We start from the raw sequence: 18,965 nt of genomic DNA, 5'->3' as shown, positions 1-18,965 counted from the left end.
CGCGGCGCCGGCCACCCGGGCCGGCGCCCCGACCGCCCACCGCCACCTCCTTCGTACGGCTCCCCTCGACCCGGAGGAACGCCTCCCATGTTCGACACAGTTCTGGTCGCCAACCGCGGCGAGATCGCCCTCCGGGTGATCCGCACCCTGCGGCGGCTCGGCGTCCGCTCGGTCGCCGTGTTCAGCGACGCGGACGCCGACGCGCCGCACGTCCGCGAGGCCGACGTCGCGGTCCGGCTCGGTCCGGCCGACCGCAGCGACAGCTCGGCGGCCGAGACCTACCTGCGGACCGACCAGATCCTCGCCGCTGCCCGCCGCACCGGCGCCCAGGCCGTCCACCCCGGTTACGGTTTCCTCGCCGAGAACCCCGGCTTCGCCCGCGCCTGCGCCGACGCGGGCCTCGTCTTCATCGGACCACCTCCCACTGCGGTCGAGCTGATGGGCGACAAGATCAACGCCAAGGAGGCCGTCCGGACCGCCGGCGTCCCAGTGGTCCCCGGCAGCCGGGCCACCGCGCCCACCGACGAGGAACTCGTCGCCGCCGCCGACGAGATCGGCTACCCGGTGCTGCTCAAGCCGTCCGCCGGCGGCGGCGGCAAGGGCATGCGACTCGTGCGGGACCGCACCGACCTGCCGACCGAGATCGCCGCCGCCCGCCGTGTCGCCCGCACGGCCTTCGGTGACGACACCCTGCTGCTGGAGCGCTGGATCGACCGGCCGCGTCACATCGAGGTGCAGGTGCTCGCCGACGCCCACGGCACCACCGTCCACCTCGGCGAGCGCGAGTGCAGCCTCCAGCGCCGCCACCAGAAACTGATCGAAGAGGCTCCCTCCGTTCTCCTGAATGCCGAGACCCGCGCCGCGATGGGCGCCGCGGCCGTCCGCGCCGCGGAGTCCTGCGGCTACACCGGCGCCGGCACCGTGGAGTTCATCGTCCCCGGGATCGACCCGGACGCCCCCGCCTCCGCCGCCGAGGGGGTGCGGGACTTCTTCTTCATGGAGATGAACACCCGTCTCCAGGTGGAACACCCCGTCACCGAACTCGCCGTCGCGGTCGGCACGGACTCGGCCCGGCTGGACCTGGTCGAGTGGCAGCTGCGCGTCGCCGCCGGCGAACCGCTCTCCTTCACCCAGTCCGACATCTCCTTCCTGGGCCACGCCATCGAGGCCCGCATCTGCGCCGAGGACCCGGAACGGGACTTCCTGCCCACCGGCGGCCGCATCCTCACCCTGGACGAGCCCCGGGGCGAGGGCATCCGCGTCGACTCCGGGGTGGCCCCCGGAACCGTCGTCACCAGCGCCTACGACCCCATGCTCGCCAAGGTCATCGCGTACGGGCCCGACCGCCCGACCGCGCTGCGCCGGCTCCGCGCGGCGCTGGCCGACACCCGCATCCTGGGCGTCACCACCAACACCGGCTTCCTGCGCCGACTGCTCGCACACCCCGAGGTCGCCGCCGGCCGCCTGGACACCGGCCTGGTGGAGCAGACGGCCCAGGAGCAACCGGCCCTGCTCACCGCGCCGTACTCCCCCACGAACGCGACCAGCCCGAACACGCCCGCGGCGGCCGAACCGCCGTCGCCCGCTCACCTCCTCTACTACGCGGCCGCGCTGGCACGGCACCTGGAACTCACCCCGGCCGCCGATCCCGACGGCTGGACCGACCCCTTCTCCCTTCCCTCCGGCTGGCGCCTGGGCGGCACCCCCGCCTGGACCACCCACCGACTCCGTACCCCCGGCCAGGACCCGGTGGCGGTGCGCATCCGTTCGATCACTGCGGGCAACGTAGCCGATGCCACTGACAATTCCGCCGGGCCCACCCGCGAGGTGGAGCTCCGGCTCGACGAGGGCCCCACGCACCGCGCCCGCGCGACCCTGGCCGACGACCGGCTGCACCTGACCGTCGACGGCCTCCGGACCACGTTCTCGCTGGCCACCGACGCCACCCCCGGCCTCGCCGCAGGACCGGTGACCTGGCTCGGCATCGAGGGCGACGCCTGGCCGCTGCACGCCTTCGACCCGGTCGTCGCGAGCGCCGCCGGGGCCGCCGCCCACCACGGCGCCCTGACCGCCCCGATGCCCGGCACCGTCACCGTCGTCAAGACCACGGCGGGCGAGACGGTCCGCAAGGGACAGCCCCTGCTCGTGCTGGAGGCCATGAAGATGGAACACGTGATCGCCGCACCGCACGACGGCGTGGTGGCCGAACTGCGGGCCACCGCCGGCGCCACCGTCGCGATGGAGGACCTGTTGGTCGTGGTCACCCCGGTCGAGGACGCGGTGGTCGGGGACGTCCCGGCCGAACCGGCCGCGGCCCCCGCCGAACCCGTGGAGGTCCGGTCGTGACCGCCCCCGCCCGCGAGCCCGACGCCCTCGACCTGGGCCTGCCCGACCCGGTCCGCGCCCCCGGCCTGCCCGAGGAGGTCCGGATCCACGAGGTCGGACCGCGCGACGGCCTGCAGAACGAGAAGTCCCTGGTGCCGGTCGAGGTCAAGGCCGAGTTCATCGCCCGGCTCACGGCCGCCGGGCTGCGGACCGTCGAGGCCACCAGCTTCGTTCACCCGAAGTGGGTACCGCAGCTGGCCGACGCCGAGGAGCTGGTCCCCCGGCTCGCCGGCCTGCCGGAGCGCCACCCCGGCCTGCGGCTGCCGGTGCTGGTGCCCAACGAGCGCGGCCTGGACCGCGCGCTCGCCCACCACGCCGCCGACATCGCGGTGTTCGCCAGCGCCACCGAGACCTTCGCCCGCCGCAACCTCAACCGCTCGGCGGACGAGGCCATGGCGATGTTCCGCCCGGTCGTGACCCGGGCCACCGGGGCCGGGGTCGCGGTCCGCGGCTACCTCTCGATGTGCTTCGGCGACCCGTGGGAGGGCCCCGTCCCGGTCGACCAGGTGGTCCGGTACGGCGTGCAGCTGCTGGAGCTGGGCTGCGCGGAGCTGAGCCTCGGCGACACCATCGGGGTGGCCACCCCGGGCCAGGTCACCGCCCTGCTGGCGGGTTTCGCGCGGGCCGGCGTCCCGGTCGACCGGCTCGCCGTGCACTTCCACGACACCTACGGCCAGGCGCTCAGCAACACCCTGGCGGCGCTGCGCGAGGGCGTCACCACGGTGGACGCCTCGGCGGGCGGTCTGGGCGGCTGCCCGTACGCGAAGAGCGCCACTGGCAACCTGGCCACCGAGGACCTGGTCTGGATGCTGCACGGGCTCGGCATCCGGACCGGCGTCGACCTGCGCTCCCTCGTCGCGACCAGCGGCTGGATGGCCGAGCGCCTCGGCCGCCCGAGTCCGTCCCGCACCGTCCAGGCGCTGCTCGGCTCCGCCGGGGGCTGACCCACCCGCCCCCGTTCCGGCGCCGGCCGCCCGCACCACCCGGCCGGCGCCGTGCACCACCCGCACAGCCCGACTCCCGTCCCTCGATCACATCGTGCGTCCGTCACACCGACCGACGGACGCCGGTCACCCCGTTCACGTCCGCGGCCTACCCGGCCGGGCACCAGGAGGATCACCATGCTCGACCACCGACTCAGCAGCGAGTACGAGGAACTGCGGCGCACCGTCGCCGAGTTCGCCCAGGACGTGGTGGCGCCGAAGATCGGCGAGTTCTACGAGCGGGAGGAGTTCCCCTACGAGATCGTCCGGGAGATGGGGCGGATGGGGCTCTTCGGCCTGCCCTTCCCGGAGGAGTACGGCGGCATGGGCGGCGACTACTTCGCCCTCGGCCTCGCCCTGGAGGAACTCGCCCGCGTGGACTCCTCGGTGGCGATCACCCTGGAGGCCGCCGTCTCGCTCGGCGCGATGCCGATCCACCGGTTCGGCACCGAGGAGCAGAAGCGCGAGTGGCTGCCCCGGCTGACCTCGGGCGAACTCCTCGGCGCCTTCGGCCTCACCGAGCCGGAGGGCGGGTCGGACGCGGGGGCCACCCGCACCACGGCGCGGTACGACGAGGCCACCGACGAGTGGGTCATCAACGGGACCAAGTGCTTCATCACCAACTCCGGCACCGACATCACCGGCCTGGTCACCGTCACCGCACTCACCGAACCGATCGCTCGTTCGAGTGAAGAGGGCGAATTCCGCTCGCCTGTACGGGAGATCTCCTCCATCATCGTGCCCACCGGGACCCCCGGCTTCCAGGTCTCGAAGAAGTACTCGAAGGTCGGGTGGAACGCATCCGACACCCGCGAATTGTCCTTTACCGACTGCCGCGTTCCCGCGGCCAACCTGCTGGGCGAGCGTGGCCGAGGCTACGCCCAGTTCCTGCGGATCCTCGACGAGGGCCGCATCGCGATCGCGGCCCTGGCCACCGGCCTGGCCCAGGGCTGCGTCGACGAGTCCGTCAAGTACGCCGGCGAGCGCCGGGCCTTCGGCCGGCCGATCGGCGCCAACCAGGCCATCCAGTTCAAGCTTGCCGACATGGAGCTGCGCGCCCACACCTCCCGCCTGGCCTGGCGGGACGCCGCCTCTCGGCTGCTGCACGGTGAACCGTTCAAGAAGGAGGCCGCCATCGCGAAGCTGTACTCGTCCGAGGCCGCCGTCGACAACGCCCGCGAGGCGACCCAGATCCACGGCGGGTACGGCTTCATGAACGAATTCCCCGTCGCCCGTTTCTGGCGCGACTGCAAGATCCTGGAAATCGGGGAGGGCACGTCCGAAGTCCAGCGCATGCTCATCGCCCGGGAGCTCGGCGTCAGTTCGTGACGATCACTGCCTGATGGTCACCTCCTGAACCGCGTCCACCGGGTCGACACACCGCTCAACGCATCGCTCCGCGACGAGAGTCGGGGAGCCCATGACGGAGGAGGCATCAGGAGGAGACCAGGAGAGGCTTCGGGAGGAGCCGCAGGAACAGGGCCTCAGGGGATCACGATCACCGGGCGGTTGGCCCGCCGCGCCAGCCGTCCGGAGACCGAGCCGAAGATCTTGCCGAGCAGGCCGTGCGTCGTGCCGACGACGATCGCGTCGGCGGCGTACTCACGGCCGACCTCCTCGATCTCGTGGCAGATGTCCCCGCCGCGCTCGACCAGGATCCACGGCACCCCGGCGAGGAAGTCCGCGCAGGCGAGCTCCAGGCCGAGGACCTCGGTCCGGTGGTCGGGGAGGTCGACGAAGACGGGCGGCTCGCAGCCTGCCCAGACCGTGGCGGGCAGACGGTTGGCGACGTGCACGATCACCAGCCCGCACTGCGAACGACGTGCCATGCCCACGGCGTAGGCGAGGGCGCGCTCGCTCGACAGCGAGCCGTCGAAGCCGACCACCACGCCGTGCTGGAACACCGGGTCGAGCGACGGCGCCGGGATCTCCTGCCCGGACGGCTCGGCGTGCCCGCCCAGCGGGCCGGCCGCGCCGGAGGACGCCTCCGGGCGCTCGGCGCCCGAACCCAGGCGGCCCGTCACCGGAGACCCGGCAGGGTCGGCCGGGGGCTCGCCACGCCGTTGGCGGGGCCCTGGGCGGTCACGGCGGGCGAGGCCGCCCCGGCGGGCGAGGCCGCGCAGAGCACGCGCGAAGCCCAGCGGGCCATCGCTGCCCGGGCCGGGCTCCCCTGGCTCTGCCGGCTGTGCCGCGTCGGCCGGCCGGGCCGCACGGTCCGCTCCGGGCGCTTCGGTCCCCTCCGCGACGTCGGCTCGCTCGGGACTCGGCCGACCGCCCGGGACGAGGCCCCGAACCTCGGCGTGCGCGTCGACTCGTCCGTCGGCAGGCCTGTCCGTGCTGCCGTCCCTGCGGCCGTCGTCGCAGCCATCGTCACGGTCGTCACTGAGGTGCTCACTGAAATGCTCACGGCGCCGATCGTCGCTGCGCTGGTCAGCGCGGACTTCGGCCCGGTCGTCGGAGCGGTCGGAGGCAGGCCCTCCGGCCGGGCCCACGCTGCGGGGCGTGTCCGGTTCAACCGGTCGGGGAGGCTCAAAACCAGCCATGGCTCACGGCTCTTCAATGGAGAGGGGCCGACAGGAGAGGAGAACAACGCTGCCCGGGCAGCAGGCCCGCCCACGGGATGACGTCGGTCTGCGCCGCGCAGCACCGTATGTGACCTGTTCCTTTCAGAGTACGACGGGTACGGGGCCTCGCCCAGCGAGGAAGCCCTGGAACGACGTTGTTCCCGCGAAAGGGGGATGCACCCACCGAGGCAGTGCGCCCCGCCCACAGGCGATCGCGCCCCCTTCGGAAAAGAGGTTCCCTGGAGCTTGACTGAGCGGGCCGGGCGGCGCAACAGCCCCTCGGGACACCGTGACCGGACTGTCATGGATCGGCGACGATCCGTTGCGACACGTCGCGAACCGTGACGCCCGATCCGCTCCCAACAACCCCGGCCGCCCCGCGCGTCACCGCACGCCACGGGCGTGCGGAGGCCGTTTCAGCCACTCCGTACGGCTTCGCGACGCCGTCTGGCATTTGCCAGGTGCATAGGTGCAGCCGCTGGCACCATGCTTGGCATGCCCCTGCTCCTGTTCGACCTCGACAACACCCTGCTGCCCCGGGACGCCGCCTACCGGGCCTGGGCGCAGAGCCTCCTGTCCGAACACGACCTCCCGCCGGGCGATGTCGACTGGTTCGTCACCCTCGACGGCGGCGGCTACGTACCGCGCAGCACCGTACTGTCAGCGGTCCGGCGCCGCTACGGGCTGGACGTCTCCGCCGACGTCCTGCTGGCTCACTACCGACGCGGCATCAACTCCCACATCCACTGCCCATCCCGGCACGTCGAGGCGCTGCGCTCCGCCCGGGCGGCCGGGTGGACCCTCGGGATCGTCAGCAACGGTGGCACCCGGCCGCAGTTGGAGAAGATCCGGCGGACCGGGCTGGGCTCGCTGGTCGACGGCTGGGTCATCTCCGAGGAGGCCGACTGTGTCAAACCGGACCCGCTGATCTTCCAGATGGCCGCCCGGCGGTGCGGCATCGCCCCCACCGGAGACTGGGCCGAACACACCTGGATGATCGGGGACCACGCGCCCGCCGACATCGCCGGCGCCGAACTGACCGGGCTGCGCAGCGTCTGGCTGCACCACGGCCGGCCGTGGGCGGAGAGCGGCTACCGGCCGACGCTGAAGGCGGCCGGTCTGCCGGAGGCCGTCGGCCAGGTGCTCGCCGCACGGAACGCGCCCTCGCCCCGGCCGGGCGTCCGTTCCGGCGGGCCGATTCGGAAGGCCGCGGCGGGAGTGCCGGTACGCGCGACGGCGCTGGTCGGCGCACGGTCCGGCGCACATCGCGCGGTGGCCGCCCTGGACGGCCCGAGTGCTTCCGTTCCCGTGACCGCCGGGACGGTCGGCGAGCCCGTCCCCGCAGGCGGGCCCGGTGTCCGAAACCGACCCAGTGGGTTTGCCGTGATCGCCGAGGCCCGCACTGGCACCGGAGCGGGCTCCCGGACCCGGGCGGGTGGCAGACCGGGTCCGGTCACGGACGGCCCCCGTCCCGCACCGATGGCGGCCGTCGTCACAGCCCCGCCCCCAGCCACGACCACAGCCACAGCCACAGCCACAGCCACGACTACGGCTACGGCTACGGCCACGGCCACGGCCACGGCCGTCCGCCCGACGCCCCCCACCGCCCGGGCCGACGGCACCGCACCCGCCCGGACCGTCTTCCGCGCTACCCCCACCGCGGCGTCGTCCACAGCTGCATCCACGACCGCGTCCGCTGCCTCGGTGGCGGCCGCGCAGTAGCGCCCCGGCCACCCCCTCCGCGCCCCTACGACACCCCGGTCCCGCCCTCCTGCCCTCCTGCTCTCCTGCCTTCCTGCCCTCCCCGGCACCCCCGCGCGCCGCGCCCCCGTCAGCCGTCCGCCTGCTCCACCCGCCCCGCCCACGTCACCTGCCCGGCTGCGCCGCCGGCTCCGCCGCGGTACGGGTCCACCAGCAGGTACGGGCCCGCTCGACGAACCCGAGCTTGCGGTAGAGCGGTTCGCCGAGTGAGGTGGCGACCAGGGTGGCCGGGCGGTCCGGGTGTGCGTGGGCCAGGGCGGTCTGGAGGACGGCGCGGGCCACTCCCTGGCCGCGCCGGTCGGGCAGGGTGGCGACCCAGTACACGCCGGTGGCCCGGCCGTCGTCGTAGGTCAGGCAGGTGCCCGCCACCGCGCCGTCGACGCGGCCGAGCCAGGCCCGCCAGCCGGGTACGTCCAGCAGTCGTTCCGGGAGGGCCTCGGCCCGGACCCAGGGCTGTCGGGCGGGCAGCGGGAAGCCCTCCACGATCGTCCGCTCGACCATGGCGAAGCTGTCGCCGTCCCGCGCCTCATCGACCGTCAGGACGCCGCCTCCGTGCGCCTCCGAGACCGCGGGCAGGACGGTGGTCGCTCCCTCGACCGGTCCGGGGTCCCGGATCATCACCGGCATGATCGGCATCCGGGTGGCCCCGAGGCCGGAGAGGTCGAGCCCGTCGTACGGGTCCTCCACGGTGCAGCGTATGGTCGACCAATCGGCCATCAGGTCCGCCAACTCCTGCTCGACCACGGCTGGTTCGTCGTAGGGACGGGTCACCACGATGCGGTGCGCATCGTCCGGGGTCCGGGCGCACCGGACCGCGGTCAGCCCCTGGCCGGTGCGGGAATGCCAGCCGTGGACGCGGGCTTGGGCGAGCCAGAAGGCGGCGGCATTGTCGTTGGCCCGTTCGAGCCGGCTGTTGGTGTTCACGGCAGGACCGTAGCCCGGCGGTCCGGCTCCCGGTTCCGCCGTACCGGGCTTGGCCGGATGAAGCCTGGGAGGCGCACGACTTCTCCCCGTGCGCCCCCTCGTGCACCGCCTATTTTCGGTCAATTTCGCGCCGATCCCTCCCGCTTGGGCAAATCCGCAGCCCAGACCTGTCGGCCGGGCGCACCGGAGCCAGGAGCCCCAGGAACCGCCCCGCGACAACCAGCCACCGTTGCCCCGGCCCTCTTCCCAGAAAGGTCGACGGGTGCCACGCTTCGTGATCGAATGCATCACGCCAAATTGCCATGTCGACATAGCGTCGGATGGTGAACTTGTCACAACGGCAATGGTCCACCCGATAGATTTCGATCTTGGCTAGCAGTGCCGCACCACCCACACCACACCACCGAGGGGGCTTGAGCGCCTTGAGCAGGGTGAGCAGGAGCGACGCGGGTCCTGACAGCGGCCAGGCGTCGGCCGGCAGCGCGGGTCGGTCCGCGAGAAGCACCGGCACCACCGCGATCGCCGCCACCACCCGCACCTCCGGCACTCCGGGCGCCGGCTCGCACTCCTCGTACTCCGCAGTGCCCTCCCCCGGGGCGGGCGCCGGCGTCGGCCCCGGTGCGGCGCCGGCCACCGCCGACCACGGTGCGGCGACGCCCTACGGCGCCCAGTCCCCCTACGGAGGCCAGCCCGCCTTCGGCGGACCGTCCTACGGCGGACAGCCCGTCAGCCGAGGGATCGTCAGCACCGTTCCGGCCTACGGCGGCGAGCACCCGGGCCATTCCGGCCACCCCGGGCACCTCGCCCATTCCGGCCACCCCGGCTACGGCGGCGGCACCCCGGGCCTGAACGGTGCCCCCGGTGTCGTCCCCGGGCCGGGCGGCGGTCCGCTCGGCGGCCTCGCGCTCGGCGCCACCTCCGGCCACGGCCCGCTGGGCCACGGCGGGCCCGGCGCGAACGGCTCCCCGACCCCGGTGACGGCCTCCGCCCCGCGCAAGCTGTCCGGCCGGCGCCGCCGGGAGACCGTCGCGGTGCTGATCTTCGGCGGCGCCCCGATCTTCGAGAGCTCCATCCCGCTCTCCGTCTTCGGCGTGGACCGCCAGGACGCCGGGGTGCCCCGCTACCGCCTGCTGGTCTGCGCCGGGGAGGAGGGCCCGCTGGCCACCACCGGCGGCCTGACCCTCTCCGCGCCGTACGGCCTGGAGGCTCTCGCCCGGGCCGGCACGATCGTCGTACCGGCCTGGCGCTCGATCTCCCAGCCCCCGCCGGTCGAGGCGATCACCGCCCTGCGGAAGGCCCACCACGAGGGCGCCCGGATCATCGGGCTCTGCACCGGTGCCTTCGTACTGGCCGCCGCCGGTCTGCTCGACGGCCGCCCGGCGACCACCCACTGGATGTACGCGCCGACGCTGGCCAAGCGCTACCCGCGGGTCCACGTCGATCCGCGCGAGCTGTTCGTCGACGACGGCGACGTGCTCACCTCGGCCGGAACCGCCGCCGGCATCGACCTGTGCCTGCACGTGGTGCGCAGCGACCACGGCGCCGAGGCGGCCAACGCCCTGGCCCGCCGCCTGGTGGTGCCGAGCCGCCGCGGCGGCGGAGGACAGGCCCAGTACATCGATCAGTCTTTACCGGAGGAGATCGGCAACGACCCGCTGGCCGAGGTGGTCACCTGGGCGCTGGAGAACCTCAACCAGCAGTTCGACGTCGAGGTGCTGGCGGCTCGCGCGTACATGAGCCGGCGCACCTTCGACCGGCGGTTCCGCACGCTCACCGGCAGCGCACCGCTGCAGTGGCTGATCACCCAGCGGGTGCTTCAGGCACAGCGGCTGCTGGAGACCTCGGAACTGTCGGTGGACGACGTCGCGCGCCGTTGCGGGTTCCGTTCGCCGGTGGCGCTGCGCGGGCACTTCCGCCGCCAGCTCGGAGTCTCCCCGGCCGCGTACCGGACCAGCTACCGGGCCCGCCGGCCCGGCCAGCAGCCGCCCACGCCGGCTGGAGGGCTCGGCGACCTGCGGCTGTCCGGAGCACTGCCGCATCCGGCGGGCGCGGTCGCCCCGGCGGGCGGGCCGCTGTTCGGCGGGGCGCACGGTGTGCCGTCGGCGCAGCCGTTCCCGACCGGTCCGGGGGCGCCGGTGCCGGTCGGTCTGCACGGTCAGCACGGCCCGCACGGTCAGCAGGTCGGGCACGGGCAGGCGGGAGCGCACGGACAGCCCGGCGGGTTCGGTCCGGGCCAGGTCGGGACGCCGGCCGGCCAGGCCTTCCACGCCCGCGCCGGTCAGCCGTACCCGCACCAGCAGGCCGCACAGTCGTCGCACCCCGGGCAGCAGGGTGCGGCCGGGCGTGGTCCGCTGCGGCCGCCGGTGGTTCCGCCACAGGCCGGACCGGGAGCGGGGACCGGACGTCCGCCGCGCACCGCCGAACACGCGGCCACGGAGGACGGCCTCCCCCAGCCGGGGGTGCGCGGCCAGGGCCAGGGGCATCGGAGCGCGGCCGAGCGGCCGGCGGACGAGCCGGGTGCGGCCGGGCGCGGTCACGGCGCGGCCGCCGGGCGGATGCCGGCCCCGACCGGGCAGCCGGGCTCTGGCCCGGGTGAGCTCCGGGGCCGCCAGGCGCGGGCTCCGCAGGTCCGCGGCCAGGCCGCTCGGCCCGCGGCCGAGGGTGCCCGGGCGGCGCGCGAGGCCCGGACCGGACGGGACGGCCACGCGGTCCGGACCGGCCGGGAAGGCGAGCGCCCGGACGGCCACGGCACGCACGACGGGCCGGAGGAGCACCAGGCCGAGGCACCCCGCTCGGCTCCACCGGTCCCCGCGGCGCGTGATCGCGCCGTAGGGTGAGTTGCGTGAATGACCGTTTGGTATGGATCGACTGTGAAATGACCGGCCTCGACCTCGACCGGGACGCCCTGGTCGAGGTCGCGGTGCTGGTGACGGACTCCGAGCTGAACATCCTCGGCGAGGGCGTGGACGTCATCATCCGGCCGCCGGCGGAGGCGCTGGCGAACATGCCCGAGGTGGTGCGTGCCATGCACACCGCCTCCGGGCTGCTGGAGGAGCTGGAGCAGGGCATGACCCTGGCCGAGGCCGAGGAGCGGGTGCTCGCCTACGTGCGCGAGCACGTGCCGGAGGCCGGGAAGACCCCGCTGTGCGGAAACTCGGTGGCCACCGACCGCGGCTTCCTGGCCCGGGACATGCCGGCCCTGGAGAAGCACCTGCACTACCGGATCGTGGACGTCTCCTCGATCAAGGAGCTGGCCCGCCGCTGGTACCCGAAGGCGTACTACAACAGCCCGCAGAAGGGCGGCAACCACCGGGCGCTCGCCGACATCCGGGAGAGCATCGACGAACTGCGGTACTACCGCGAGGCGGTGTTCGTCCCGCAGCCCGGTCCGGACGCCGACACCGCGCGGGCGATCGCCGGGAAGTACCAGGCCCCGGCGAGCTGAGCCCGGGCCGGCCCGCCGGGCTGTCCCCGGAAGCGCCCGGCGGGCGGCTCCGGGACCGCCCGGCGGAACCCCGCCGGAGGGCCTGAGAGGGTGCCCGTGTCCGCCGGAACGAAACCCTGGCGCGAGCACCCTCTCGGATCCTGTAGAGTTCTTCCTGTCGGAACGGGAACGCGAGAGCGGGAACGGACCGGACAGATGGTGGGTGTAGCTCAGTTGGTAGAGCACCTGGTTGTGGTCCAGGTGGCCGCGGGTTCGAGTCCCGTCACTCACCCCAGAGCCCGAGGGGCCGATCTCTTCAAGAGGTCGGCCCCTCGGGCGTTTTCGCGCCCCCTCAGCCGTGCACGGCCTCAGTTGCGCACTCCCCCACCGATATGTGCGCTCCCTCACACGCGCACGCCGGGCCGGCTTTCCGCCCGCCCCTGCCGCCGGAAGCTACTGACTAGTAACATCGTCGCCATGACCACACCTACGATCGGCCAGATGCTCGACTCCACCGTGCCGATGGCGCACACCCTGAAGCTGGAGTACCTGGAGACCACCCCGGAGCGCGCCGTGCTCAGGCTGCCGGACCAGCCCGCGTACCACAACCACGTCGGCGGCCCGCACGCCGGCGCGATGTTCACGCTGGCCGAGTCCGCCAGCGGCTGCATCGTGCTCGCCGCCTTCGGCGACCAGCTGTCCCGGGCCGTGCCGCTCGCCGTGAACGCCGAGATCGCGTACAAGAAGCTCGCCATGGGCGACGTCACCGCCACTGCCGTGCTCGGCCGCCCGGCCGCCGAGGTCGTCGCCGAGCTGGACGCCGGCGGCCGCCCCGAGTTCCCGGTCACCGTCGAGATCACCCGCGCCGACGGCGCCGTCACCGGCGCGATGACGGTCACCTGGACCCTGCGCCCCAACTCCTGACCGCCACACGGTCGGTGGCCCCGGGAGCGCCGGCCCCGGGGCCACCCGCACGATGACTGTCCGTGACGGCAGGCGTGACCTCACCGCCCGTCCGCTCGTTCTCGATTCACGTGCGAGCCAATCACGCGACCGAGCCCCAGGAACCCGCCCCCCGCGGCGTCGCCGGAGCCTGCCGCGGGATCGCCCGGTGGCTGCCCCGCCCCCGCGCCGTCGCGGCCGCCGGGGCCCTGCTCGCACAGCTCTGGGGCTTCGGCGCCCCCGGGGCGTACGCGGCCGTCGCCCCGCTGCCGGAACCGGCCCAACCCGCCGTCCGCCGCGCGCTGCACGGCGCACCGGCACTCGACCGGCCGGTGCTCGACGGGCCCGCCCTCGACGGACAGTCAGCCGAACGTCCCGTCGGGTCCGGGTTGTCGGCGGGCTCCCCGCCGGACCGCTCCCCCGGGCCCGCCGGGGAGCCGGCCGGCGGCGGCCCGGCCGACGAGGCCGCGGCGGTCGACGGGGTCGCGGCGGTCGGCGGGGCGGTCGGAGACACCCTCCAGGAACGCATCCGGGCCGGCGGCCTGCCGCTGCCCGGCCAGCGGGCTGCCGTCCCCGACGCATTCGCACTCGCCTCCGGCCTGCTCGGCACCGTCCCCGCCCGGACCCGGCCCGACGGGCTCCGCGCCTCCCGCGAGGACGGGCCCGACGACCTGCCCTCCGTCGGCCAACGCCACGCCAGGGCCGCCCGTCCCACCGCTCCCCGGCAGCGCGAGGCCGCGGACGGACCGCTGGTCCAGGAGGTGGCGGCCACGGCCGCCGACGAAGCCGCGCCCGCCACCGAGCCCGACAGGACGCCCGGCTCCACGGCCCCCGCCGTCCGGGGCGGCGGCAGGAATCCCGAAACGGTGGCCATCGCCGGCACCTCCGCGGCGGCCACCTCCGGTGACGGCCCCGCCACCGCGACCGCCGTCCTCGCCCCCATCGCCGCCGGATTGCTGCTCACCGGGGCGGCCATGTGCAAGCACCGCGGACTGCCCCGCGGCCACTGAGCGGGCCCGGCGGCGCTCCGGCCCCGTGCCTCACGGACAGAACACCTAGGGCGTCACCAGGTCCAGGACCAGCTGCGGGAGTTCACGCCCCGGGATCGAGCCGGACGGGACGCTGCCGATCCGGGTGGCCCCCATCGCCAGGTAGAACGGCTCGGCGTTCGGGTCGGAGTCGATGGTGAGCCGGTGCAGGCCGAGCGCCACGGCAAGGCTCCGGGTCTGCTCGAACAGCGCGCGGCCGATGCCACGGCCGATCGACTCGGGCTCGACGAAGAGCAGGTCCAGCGACCCGGTCGGCGGTGCGCCGGAGAGCGAGACGAACCCCAGCACCCGGCCGCCGTCCTCGGCCACCATCGTGGCCGACCGCTCGATCACGCCGGCGTCCACGACCAGTTCCTCCCGGCAGGCGGCCATGAACGCCTCGTCGTAGCCCCAGTACGCCTTGGCCCGCAGCGCGATGCCGGCGAGCAGCGCGGCCTCCTCCGGCCGGGCCGGTCTGATCTCCATGGCGCCCCTCGGGTCGGCGGTCGGATGGCAGCGCCATTGTCGGCCGCGACTCGGTCGTCCACCAACGGTTTTACGGCGGGCGGCTCCGGAGGCAGGGCATCGCGCGGGGAGCGGCCCACCCTCGTCGGGCCTTCGGCGCCGGCGCCCGTGCGGCGACGGGCGAGCCGTCAGCGGAACACCCCCGGCGGCGGTTCCGGGGACGGAGCCGCCGTGGCGTCCGTCGCCGGGGTGGCGCCGGCCGCGAAGTCGGTGAGGGCGCGGCCGTGTTCGACCCGGGCGTGGGCGGAGTCGGAGGCGGCGCGGCGGGTGAGGTCGGCGATCGGGAGCGGGGTGTGGGCGGCGGCCAGGACGAGGTTGCCGAAGCGCTTGCCGCGCAGCACGGCGGGGTCGGCGATCAGGCACAGTTCGGGGAAGACCGCGCCGAGGGTGGCGACCTGGGAGCGGGCGAAGGGCAGGGCGCCGCCGTCCGCGATGTTGGCGGTGTACCAGCCGCCGGGGGCGAGGGCGCGGGCGGCGAGGGTGGTGAACTCGACGGTGGTGCAGTGGGCCGGGGTGCGAGCCCCGGAGAAGACATCGGTGATCACCAGGTCGACGCTGCCTTCGGGGGTGCGTTCCAGCACGCTGCGGGCGTCCGCGCCGCGCACCTTGATCTGCCAGCCGCGCTCCAACGGGAGTTCGGCGCGGACGAGTTCGGTGAGCGCGGTGTCGATCTCGGCGACCTGCTGGCGCGAGCGCGGCCGCGTCGCGGCGGTGTAGCGGGCCAGGGTGAGGGCTCCGCCGCCGAGGTGCAGGACGGTGAGCGGGCGGCCGGGCGGGGCGACCAGGTCGATCAGGTGGCCGAGCCGGCGCTGGTACTCGAAGCCGAGGTGGGTGGGGTCGGCGAGGTCGACCAGGGACTGCGGGGCGCCGTCGATCAGCAGCGACCAGGCGGCGGGGCGGTCGCGGTCCGGGCGCAGCTCGGCCAGACCGGAGCCGACGGGACGGCTGAGCGGGCCCTGGGCGTGGGTGCGTCCGCCCGGTCCGGTGGTGGCCGCCGGTTCCGGGCTGCGCGCGGCTCTGCTGCTTCGTCCCATGCCGGCCATTATCGCCGCCGAAGAGGGACACCCACAGGTCAGGGGCGTGCCGCGGGGATCCGGCCGGAGGCTCACGGGCCCGGCGGGATCCGCGCGGTACGCCCGCTAGAACGGGCCGAGGCCGCCTGCGGTGAGCGTGCAGGCGGCCTCGCAGAGGGCGGAGCGGAGCACCCAGGCGTCGGTGGGGCGCGCGGTGCGGCCGGCGCCGGAGGGCGGGATCACCCAGCGCGGGTCGGTGGCGACGGGCACGAGCGCGCCCGCGGTACAGGAGCTGCCGGGCAGGTGCCAGGTCTCCCAGGTACCGGACGGGACGAGGAAGGAGACGGTGCTGCCGTTGCGGCTCTGCAGGACGACTCCGCAGGCGCGGCGCAGTCTCAGGATGTCGACGGCCTCCAGGCCGTGCCGCAGGGCGACGGTCACGGTGTCGCAGGCGGTGACGAGGGTGCCCTCGTCGGGGGCGGTGCGTTCGCGCCGGCGGCCGCCGCAGGGGACGCGGCTGCCCTCGGCCGGGCCCCGGCCCGGGGCCCGGTCGTCGCCGGGTTCGGGGAGCAGGGCGGGAGCGGCGCCGGCGAGCACTCCCCCGGGGACGGGTCGGTACTGCGGCAGTCCGGTGGCCATCATGGGCCCTCCTGTACCTCGTCGGATCCGGAAGCACAGCCGTTGGGACGGGCCGCCCGGCTGGGACGGGCCGGGGGCGACGGCATGGGCTTTTCCGCGTACCAGGACAACGCGGCGGGCGTACCGCAGGCCACGGGGCGCCTTACAGCAAGGCATGGCATTTCATGGCAGATATCCCGCAACATCGCCCCTTTTGCCCTGGATTGACGGCCAATGTCCCACCAACCGACTGTGGCTGCCTGGTGACTCCGAGTACTCTCGGCGCCATGGCAGCCACCCCACCGGCCGAGCCGAACCGACCGTCTCCCAACACCGTGATGCGCGCACTGCGCGGCGACCGCTCACCGGGCGAGTTCGCCACGGCCGTCCGCAGGGCCGCCCGCGAGATCGGCGAGCACGTGTCCTGCGACGCCCGCTACGTCGGACGGGTCGAGTCCGGTGAGATCCGCTGCCCCAACTACGCCTACGAGCGGGTGTTCCGGCACATGTGGCCGAACCGCACGCTCGCCGACCTCGGCTTCGCCCCCCGGACCTCCGTCCGCCGCCGCTCGGCGGACGGGCCCGGCGGACGGGCCGAACCGCCTCCGCTCCACCCGACGTTCCCGCCCCTGCCCGCCCCGCGCTCACCTCTCTCCACTCAACTCCCGTACGCTGCCTCGCCGTACGCGGATCCAGCCGCTCCGGACGGGCCTCGGTGGCCGAGCCCCGGCGCAGTGCCCCGGGGGCCCGATGGATCGCCCTATCTCGACGAGGAGAACGACGACGTGCGTCGCCGTACGTTCCTGGCCGGCGGCACCACCGCGCTGGCCGCCGTGATCGGCATCGACCGGCCGGCCACGGCCGCCGGCCGACAGGCCGGTGCCGACGGCGCCTCCGGTGCACTCACCGGCCAAGGCGCCCTTCCCGGTGCGGAGTTCACCGCACCGTCGCTGCTCGGCGGCGAACCGCTGACGCCCGGTCGGCCCTGGCCGGTGGCACCGCTGCGCCGGGTCGGCGCCGCCGAGGTGCTCGGCGTCGAACAGGCCGTCCGGGAGATCCGGCTGGCCGACGACGCGCACGGCGCCGACGCCCTGTACGAACTCGCCGGGCAGTCGCTGCGCAACGCGTACGTGTTGCTCAACGAGTGCGAGTACAGCGCCGAGACGGAGCGCCGGCTCCAGGCCGGGGCGGGCGAACTCGCCATCTCGGTCGGCTGGCTGGCGCACGACTCGAACCGTCTCGCGGACGCCCGCTCGTTCTACTCCGAGGCGCTCGCCACCGCCCGGATGGCCGGGGACTCCGCCCTGGAGGCACACGTCTTCTGCAACAGCGCCTTCCTCGCCCGGGACGCCGGCCGCCCGCGCGAGGCGCTGCGCGCCGCCCAGGCCGGGCAGGTCGCCGCCCGGGGGCTGGAATCCGACCGGCTGCTCGCCCTGCTGACCATGCGCGAGGCCGGCGCCTGGGCGCTGCTCCAGGACCGCGCCTCCTGCGAGCGCGCGCTCGGCCGGGCGTACGGCCTGTTCGACCGGGGCCCCGGCGAGCAGGACCCGGAGTGGATGTCCTTCTTCGGCGAGGCCGAGATCGCCGGCCTCCAGGCGCAGTGCTGGTCGGCGCTCGGCGACTGGGACCGCGCCAGCGAGCAGGCCGGGCTGGCGATAACGCTCCAGAAGCCGCACTTCGTCCGCAACCGGGTGCTGTACACCGCCGAGCTGGCCCACGACCGGCTCGGCCGCGGGGACCTGGCGGGTGCGGCGCACCACGGCTCGGCCGCCGTCGCACTGTTCGGCGACGTCGGATCGGCCCGGATCCGGAGCATGCTCGCGGACACCGCCGGACGGCTGCGCCCGCACGTCGCGGTGCCCGAGGTGTGCCGGTTCCTGACCGACTACGACCGGGCGGTGGCCTGAGGCCCGCCTCGCGGACCCCGCCGCAGGCGGCTCCTGCCGCCCACGGCATTCGGCCGCCGGCGCCCGTCCGAAGACAGGGCGACCGTGCTCCGCATCCCCTGTGCTGACGATGTCCCCCGCCGGGCCGGGGGTCAGTGCCCGGCGCCCAGGCCCTCCAGGTGGGACAGGTCGTTCCAGACCTCCACCGCCGGAGCGCCGTACTCCCAGGACAGCACGCAGAGCGCGGCGGTGCCGAGCTTGAACCGCTGGGCGAACTCGGGCGGCAGGCCCAGCCAGCGCGCGGTCAGGATGCGCAGCAGGTGGCCGTGCGCGAACAGGACGACGTCCCGGTCGGCGCAGTGCATCACGGTGGTGTCCGGGTCCGGGACGCCGTGCTCGTCGTTGAGGGCGGCCAGGAAGGCGTCCACCCGGGCGGCCACCTCGGAGAGCTTCTCGCCGCCGGGCACCCCGTCGCGCCAGATCAGCCAGCCGGGCTGGTCGGTGGCCCGGATGTCCGCGCCGGTGCGGCCCTCGTACCGGCCGTAGTCCCACTCCATCAGCTCCGGACGCTCCACCGCGCGGTCGCCGAAGCCGGCCAGTTCGCAGGTCTCCTTGGCCCGGCCGAGCGGGCTGGTGTAGACGAGCGCGTCCGGCAGCCCGTTCCAGGGGGCCTTGGCGAGTCGGGCGCCGAGGGCCCGGGCCATCGCCCGGCCCTCCTCGGTCAGCGGGATGTCGGTGCGGCCGGTGTGGCGGCCGGTGGCGGACCACTCGGTCTCGCCGTGGCGGACCAGCACGATTCGGGCGGGCATGGGCGGCTCCTCGCAACGGGCGGTGGCAACGGTCGGTCTCACCATTGAGCACCGGGTTCCATGATCTCCCACCCGGGCCGCGGCCACGACGCGGGGCCGTACC

14 protein-coding genes, 1 tRNA gene and 2 pseudogenes are annotated in these 18,965 nt (G+C 74.7%); 10 read left to right on the top strand and 7 right to left on the bottom strand.

The window, feature by feature from the left end; translation table 11 throughout:
- Positions 1-87 precede the first annotated feature (87 nt).
- From AB0O11_RS15100 to AB0O11_RS15090, 3 genes are all read left to right on the top strand, one after another.
- Positions 88-2,346, top strand: a complete 2,259-nt coding sequence (locus AB0O11_RS15100; protein ID WP_363386059.1) for a biotin carboxylase N-terminal domain-containing protein — start codon at positions 88-90, stop codon at positions 2,344-2,346.
- A gap of 32 nt (positions 2,347-2,378) precedes the next feature.
- Positions 2,379-3,329: a hydroxymethylglutaryl-CoA lyase gene (locus AB0O11_RS15095; protein WP_363386115.1), complete on the top strand. Its 951-nt coding sequence runs from the start codon at positions 2,379-2,381 to the stop codon at positions 3,327-3,329.
- Positions 3,330-3,506: 177 nt separating this feature from the next.
- Positions 3,507-4,697 carry an acyl-CoA dehydrogenase family protein gene (locus AB0O11_RS15090; RefSeq protein ID WP_363386057.1) on the top strand — a complete coding sequence of 397 codons (1,191 nt, stop codon included), beginning with the start codon at positions 3,507-3,509 and terminating at the stop codon, positions 4,695-4,697.
- Between the two features lie 155 nt (positions 4,698-4,852).
- Here AB0O11_RS15090 and AB0O11_RS15085 read toward each other — a convergent pair.
- Positions 4,853-5,284: pseudogene (locus AB0O11_RS15085) on the bottom strand (universal stress protein); the annotation flags it as partial.
- 1,143 nt (positions 5,285-6,427) lie between these two features.
- Between AB0O11_RS15085 and AB0O11_RS15080 the strand changes: the two are divergent.
- Positions 6,428-7,654 (top strand): HAD-IA family hydrolase, encoded by a 1,227-nt coding sequence (locus tag AB0O11_RS15080; protein WP_363386055.1) that lies wholly within the window; start codon positions 6,428-6,430, stop codon positions 7,652-7,654.
- Positions 7,655-7,798: 144 nt separating this feature from the next.
- On the opposite strand, the gene AB0O11_RS15075 is transcribed toward AB0O11_RS15080, so the two are convergent.
- Entirely contained in the window at positions 7,799-8,617 is an 819-nt protein-coding gene (locus AB0O11_RS15075; protein WP_363386053.1) for a GNAT family N-acetyltransferase, read from the bottom strand.
- Between the two features lie 109 nt (positions 8,618-8,726).
- Entirely contained in the window at positions 8,727-9,146 is a 420-nt protein-coding gene (locus AB0O11_RS15070) for a hypothetical protein (RefSeq protein WP_363386051.1), read from the bottom strand.
- Positions 9,147-9,478: 332 nt separating this feature from the next.
- On the opposite strand from AB0O11_RS15070, the pseudogene AB0O11_RS15065 reads away from it, so the two are divergent.
- The 5 genes and pseudogenes from AB0O11_RS15065 to AB0O11_RS15045 all read left to right on the top strand — a co-directional run.
- Positions 9,479-10,590: pseudogene (locus tag AB0O11_RS15065) on the top strand (helix-turn-helix domain-containing protein); the annotation flags it as partial.
- A gap of 869 nt (positions 10,591-11,459) precedes the next feature.
- Positions 11,460-12,062 (top strand): oligoribonuclease, encoded by a 603-nt coding sequence (gene orn / locus AB0O11_RS15060; protein WP_363386049.1) that lies wholly within the window; start codon positions 11,460-11,462, stop codon positions 12,060-12,062.
- Positions 12,063-12,260: 198 nt separating this feature from the next.
- Positions 12,261-12,336 (top strand) — tRNA-His (locus AB0O11_RS15055).
- Between the two features lie 182 nt (positions 12,337-12,518).
- Positions 12,519-12,965 carry a DUF4442 domain-containing protein gene (locus tag AB0O11_RS15050; protein ID WP_363386047.1) on the top strand — a complete coding sequence of 149 codons (447 nt, stop codon included), beginning with the start codon at positions 12,519-12,521 and terminating at the stop codon, positions 12,963-12,965.
- A 110-nt stretch (positions 12,966-13,075) separates the two neighbouring features.
- Positions 13,076-13,993, top strand: coding sequence for a hypothetical protein (locus tag AB0O11_RS15045; RefSeq protein ID WP_363386045.1), 918 nt, complete (start codon positions 13,076-13,078; stop codon positions 13,991-13,993).
- Positions 13,994-14,038: 45 nt separating this feature from the next.
- On the opposite strand, the gene AB0O11_RS15040 is transcribed toward AB0O11_RS15045, so the two are convergent.
- From AB0O11_RS15040 to AB0O11_RS15030, 3 genes are all read right to left on the bottom strand, one after another.
- Positions 14,039-14,497 (bottom strand): GNAT family N-acetyltransferase, encoded by a 459-nt coding sequence (locus AB0O11_RS15040; protein WP_363386043.1) that lies wholly within the window; start codon positions 14,495-14,497, stop codon positions 14,039-14,041.
- A gap of 167 nt (positions 14,498-14,664) precedes the next feature.
- On the bottom strand, positions 14,665-15,570 hold the full coding sequence (locus AB0O11_RS15035) for a fused MFS/spermidine synthase (protein ID WP_363386041.1): 906 nt from the start codon (positions 15,568-15,570) through the stop codon (positions 14,665-14,667).
- 105 nt (positions 15,571-15,675) lie between these two features.
- Complete coding sequence (locus AB0O11_RS15030; protein ID WP_363386039.1) at positions 15,676-16,191, bottom strand: hypothetical protein; 516 nt, start codon at positions 16,189-16,191, stop codon at positions 15,676-15,678.
- Positions 16,192-16,454: 263 nt separating this feature from the next.
- Here AB0O11_RS15030 and AB0O11_RS15025 point away from each other — a divergent pair, with 263 nt between their 5' ends.
- Positions 16,455-18,074, top strand: a complete 1,620-nt coding sequence (locus AB0O11_RS15025) for a tetratricopeptide repeat protein (protein ID WP_363386037.1) — start codon at positions 16,455-16,457, stop codon at positions 18,072-18,074.
- Positions 18,075-18,205: 131 nt separating this feature from the next.
- On the opposite strand, the gene AB0O11_RS15020 is transcribed toward AB0O11_RS15025, so the two are convergent.
- Positions 18,206-18,862 carry a histidine phosphatase family protein gene (locus tag AB0O11_RS15020; protein WP_363386035.1) on the bottom strand — a complete coding sequence of 219 codons (657 nt, stop codon included), beginning with the start codon at positions 18,860-18,862 and terminating at the stop codon, positions 18,206-18,208.
- Positions 18,863-18,965: the final 103 nt, after the last annotated feature.

This window comes from Kitasatospora sp. NPDC093102 (assembly GCF_040683915.1).
GTDB lineage: Bacteria > Actinomycetota > Actinomycetes > Streptomycetales > Streptomycetaceae > Kitasatospora.
The sequence above is the reverse complement of the archived record's forward strand: the minus strand, read 5'-3'. Positions and strand labels throughout refer to the sequence as shown.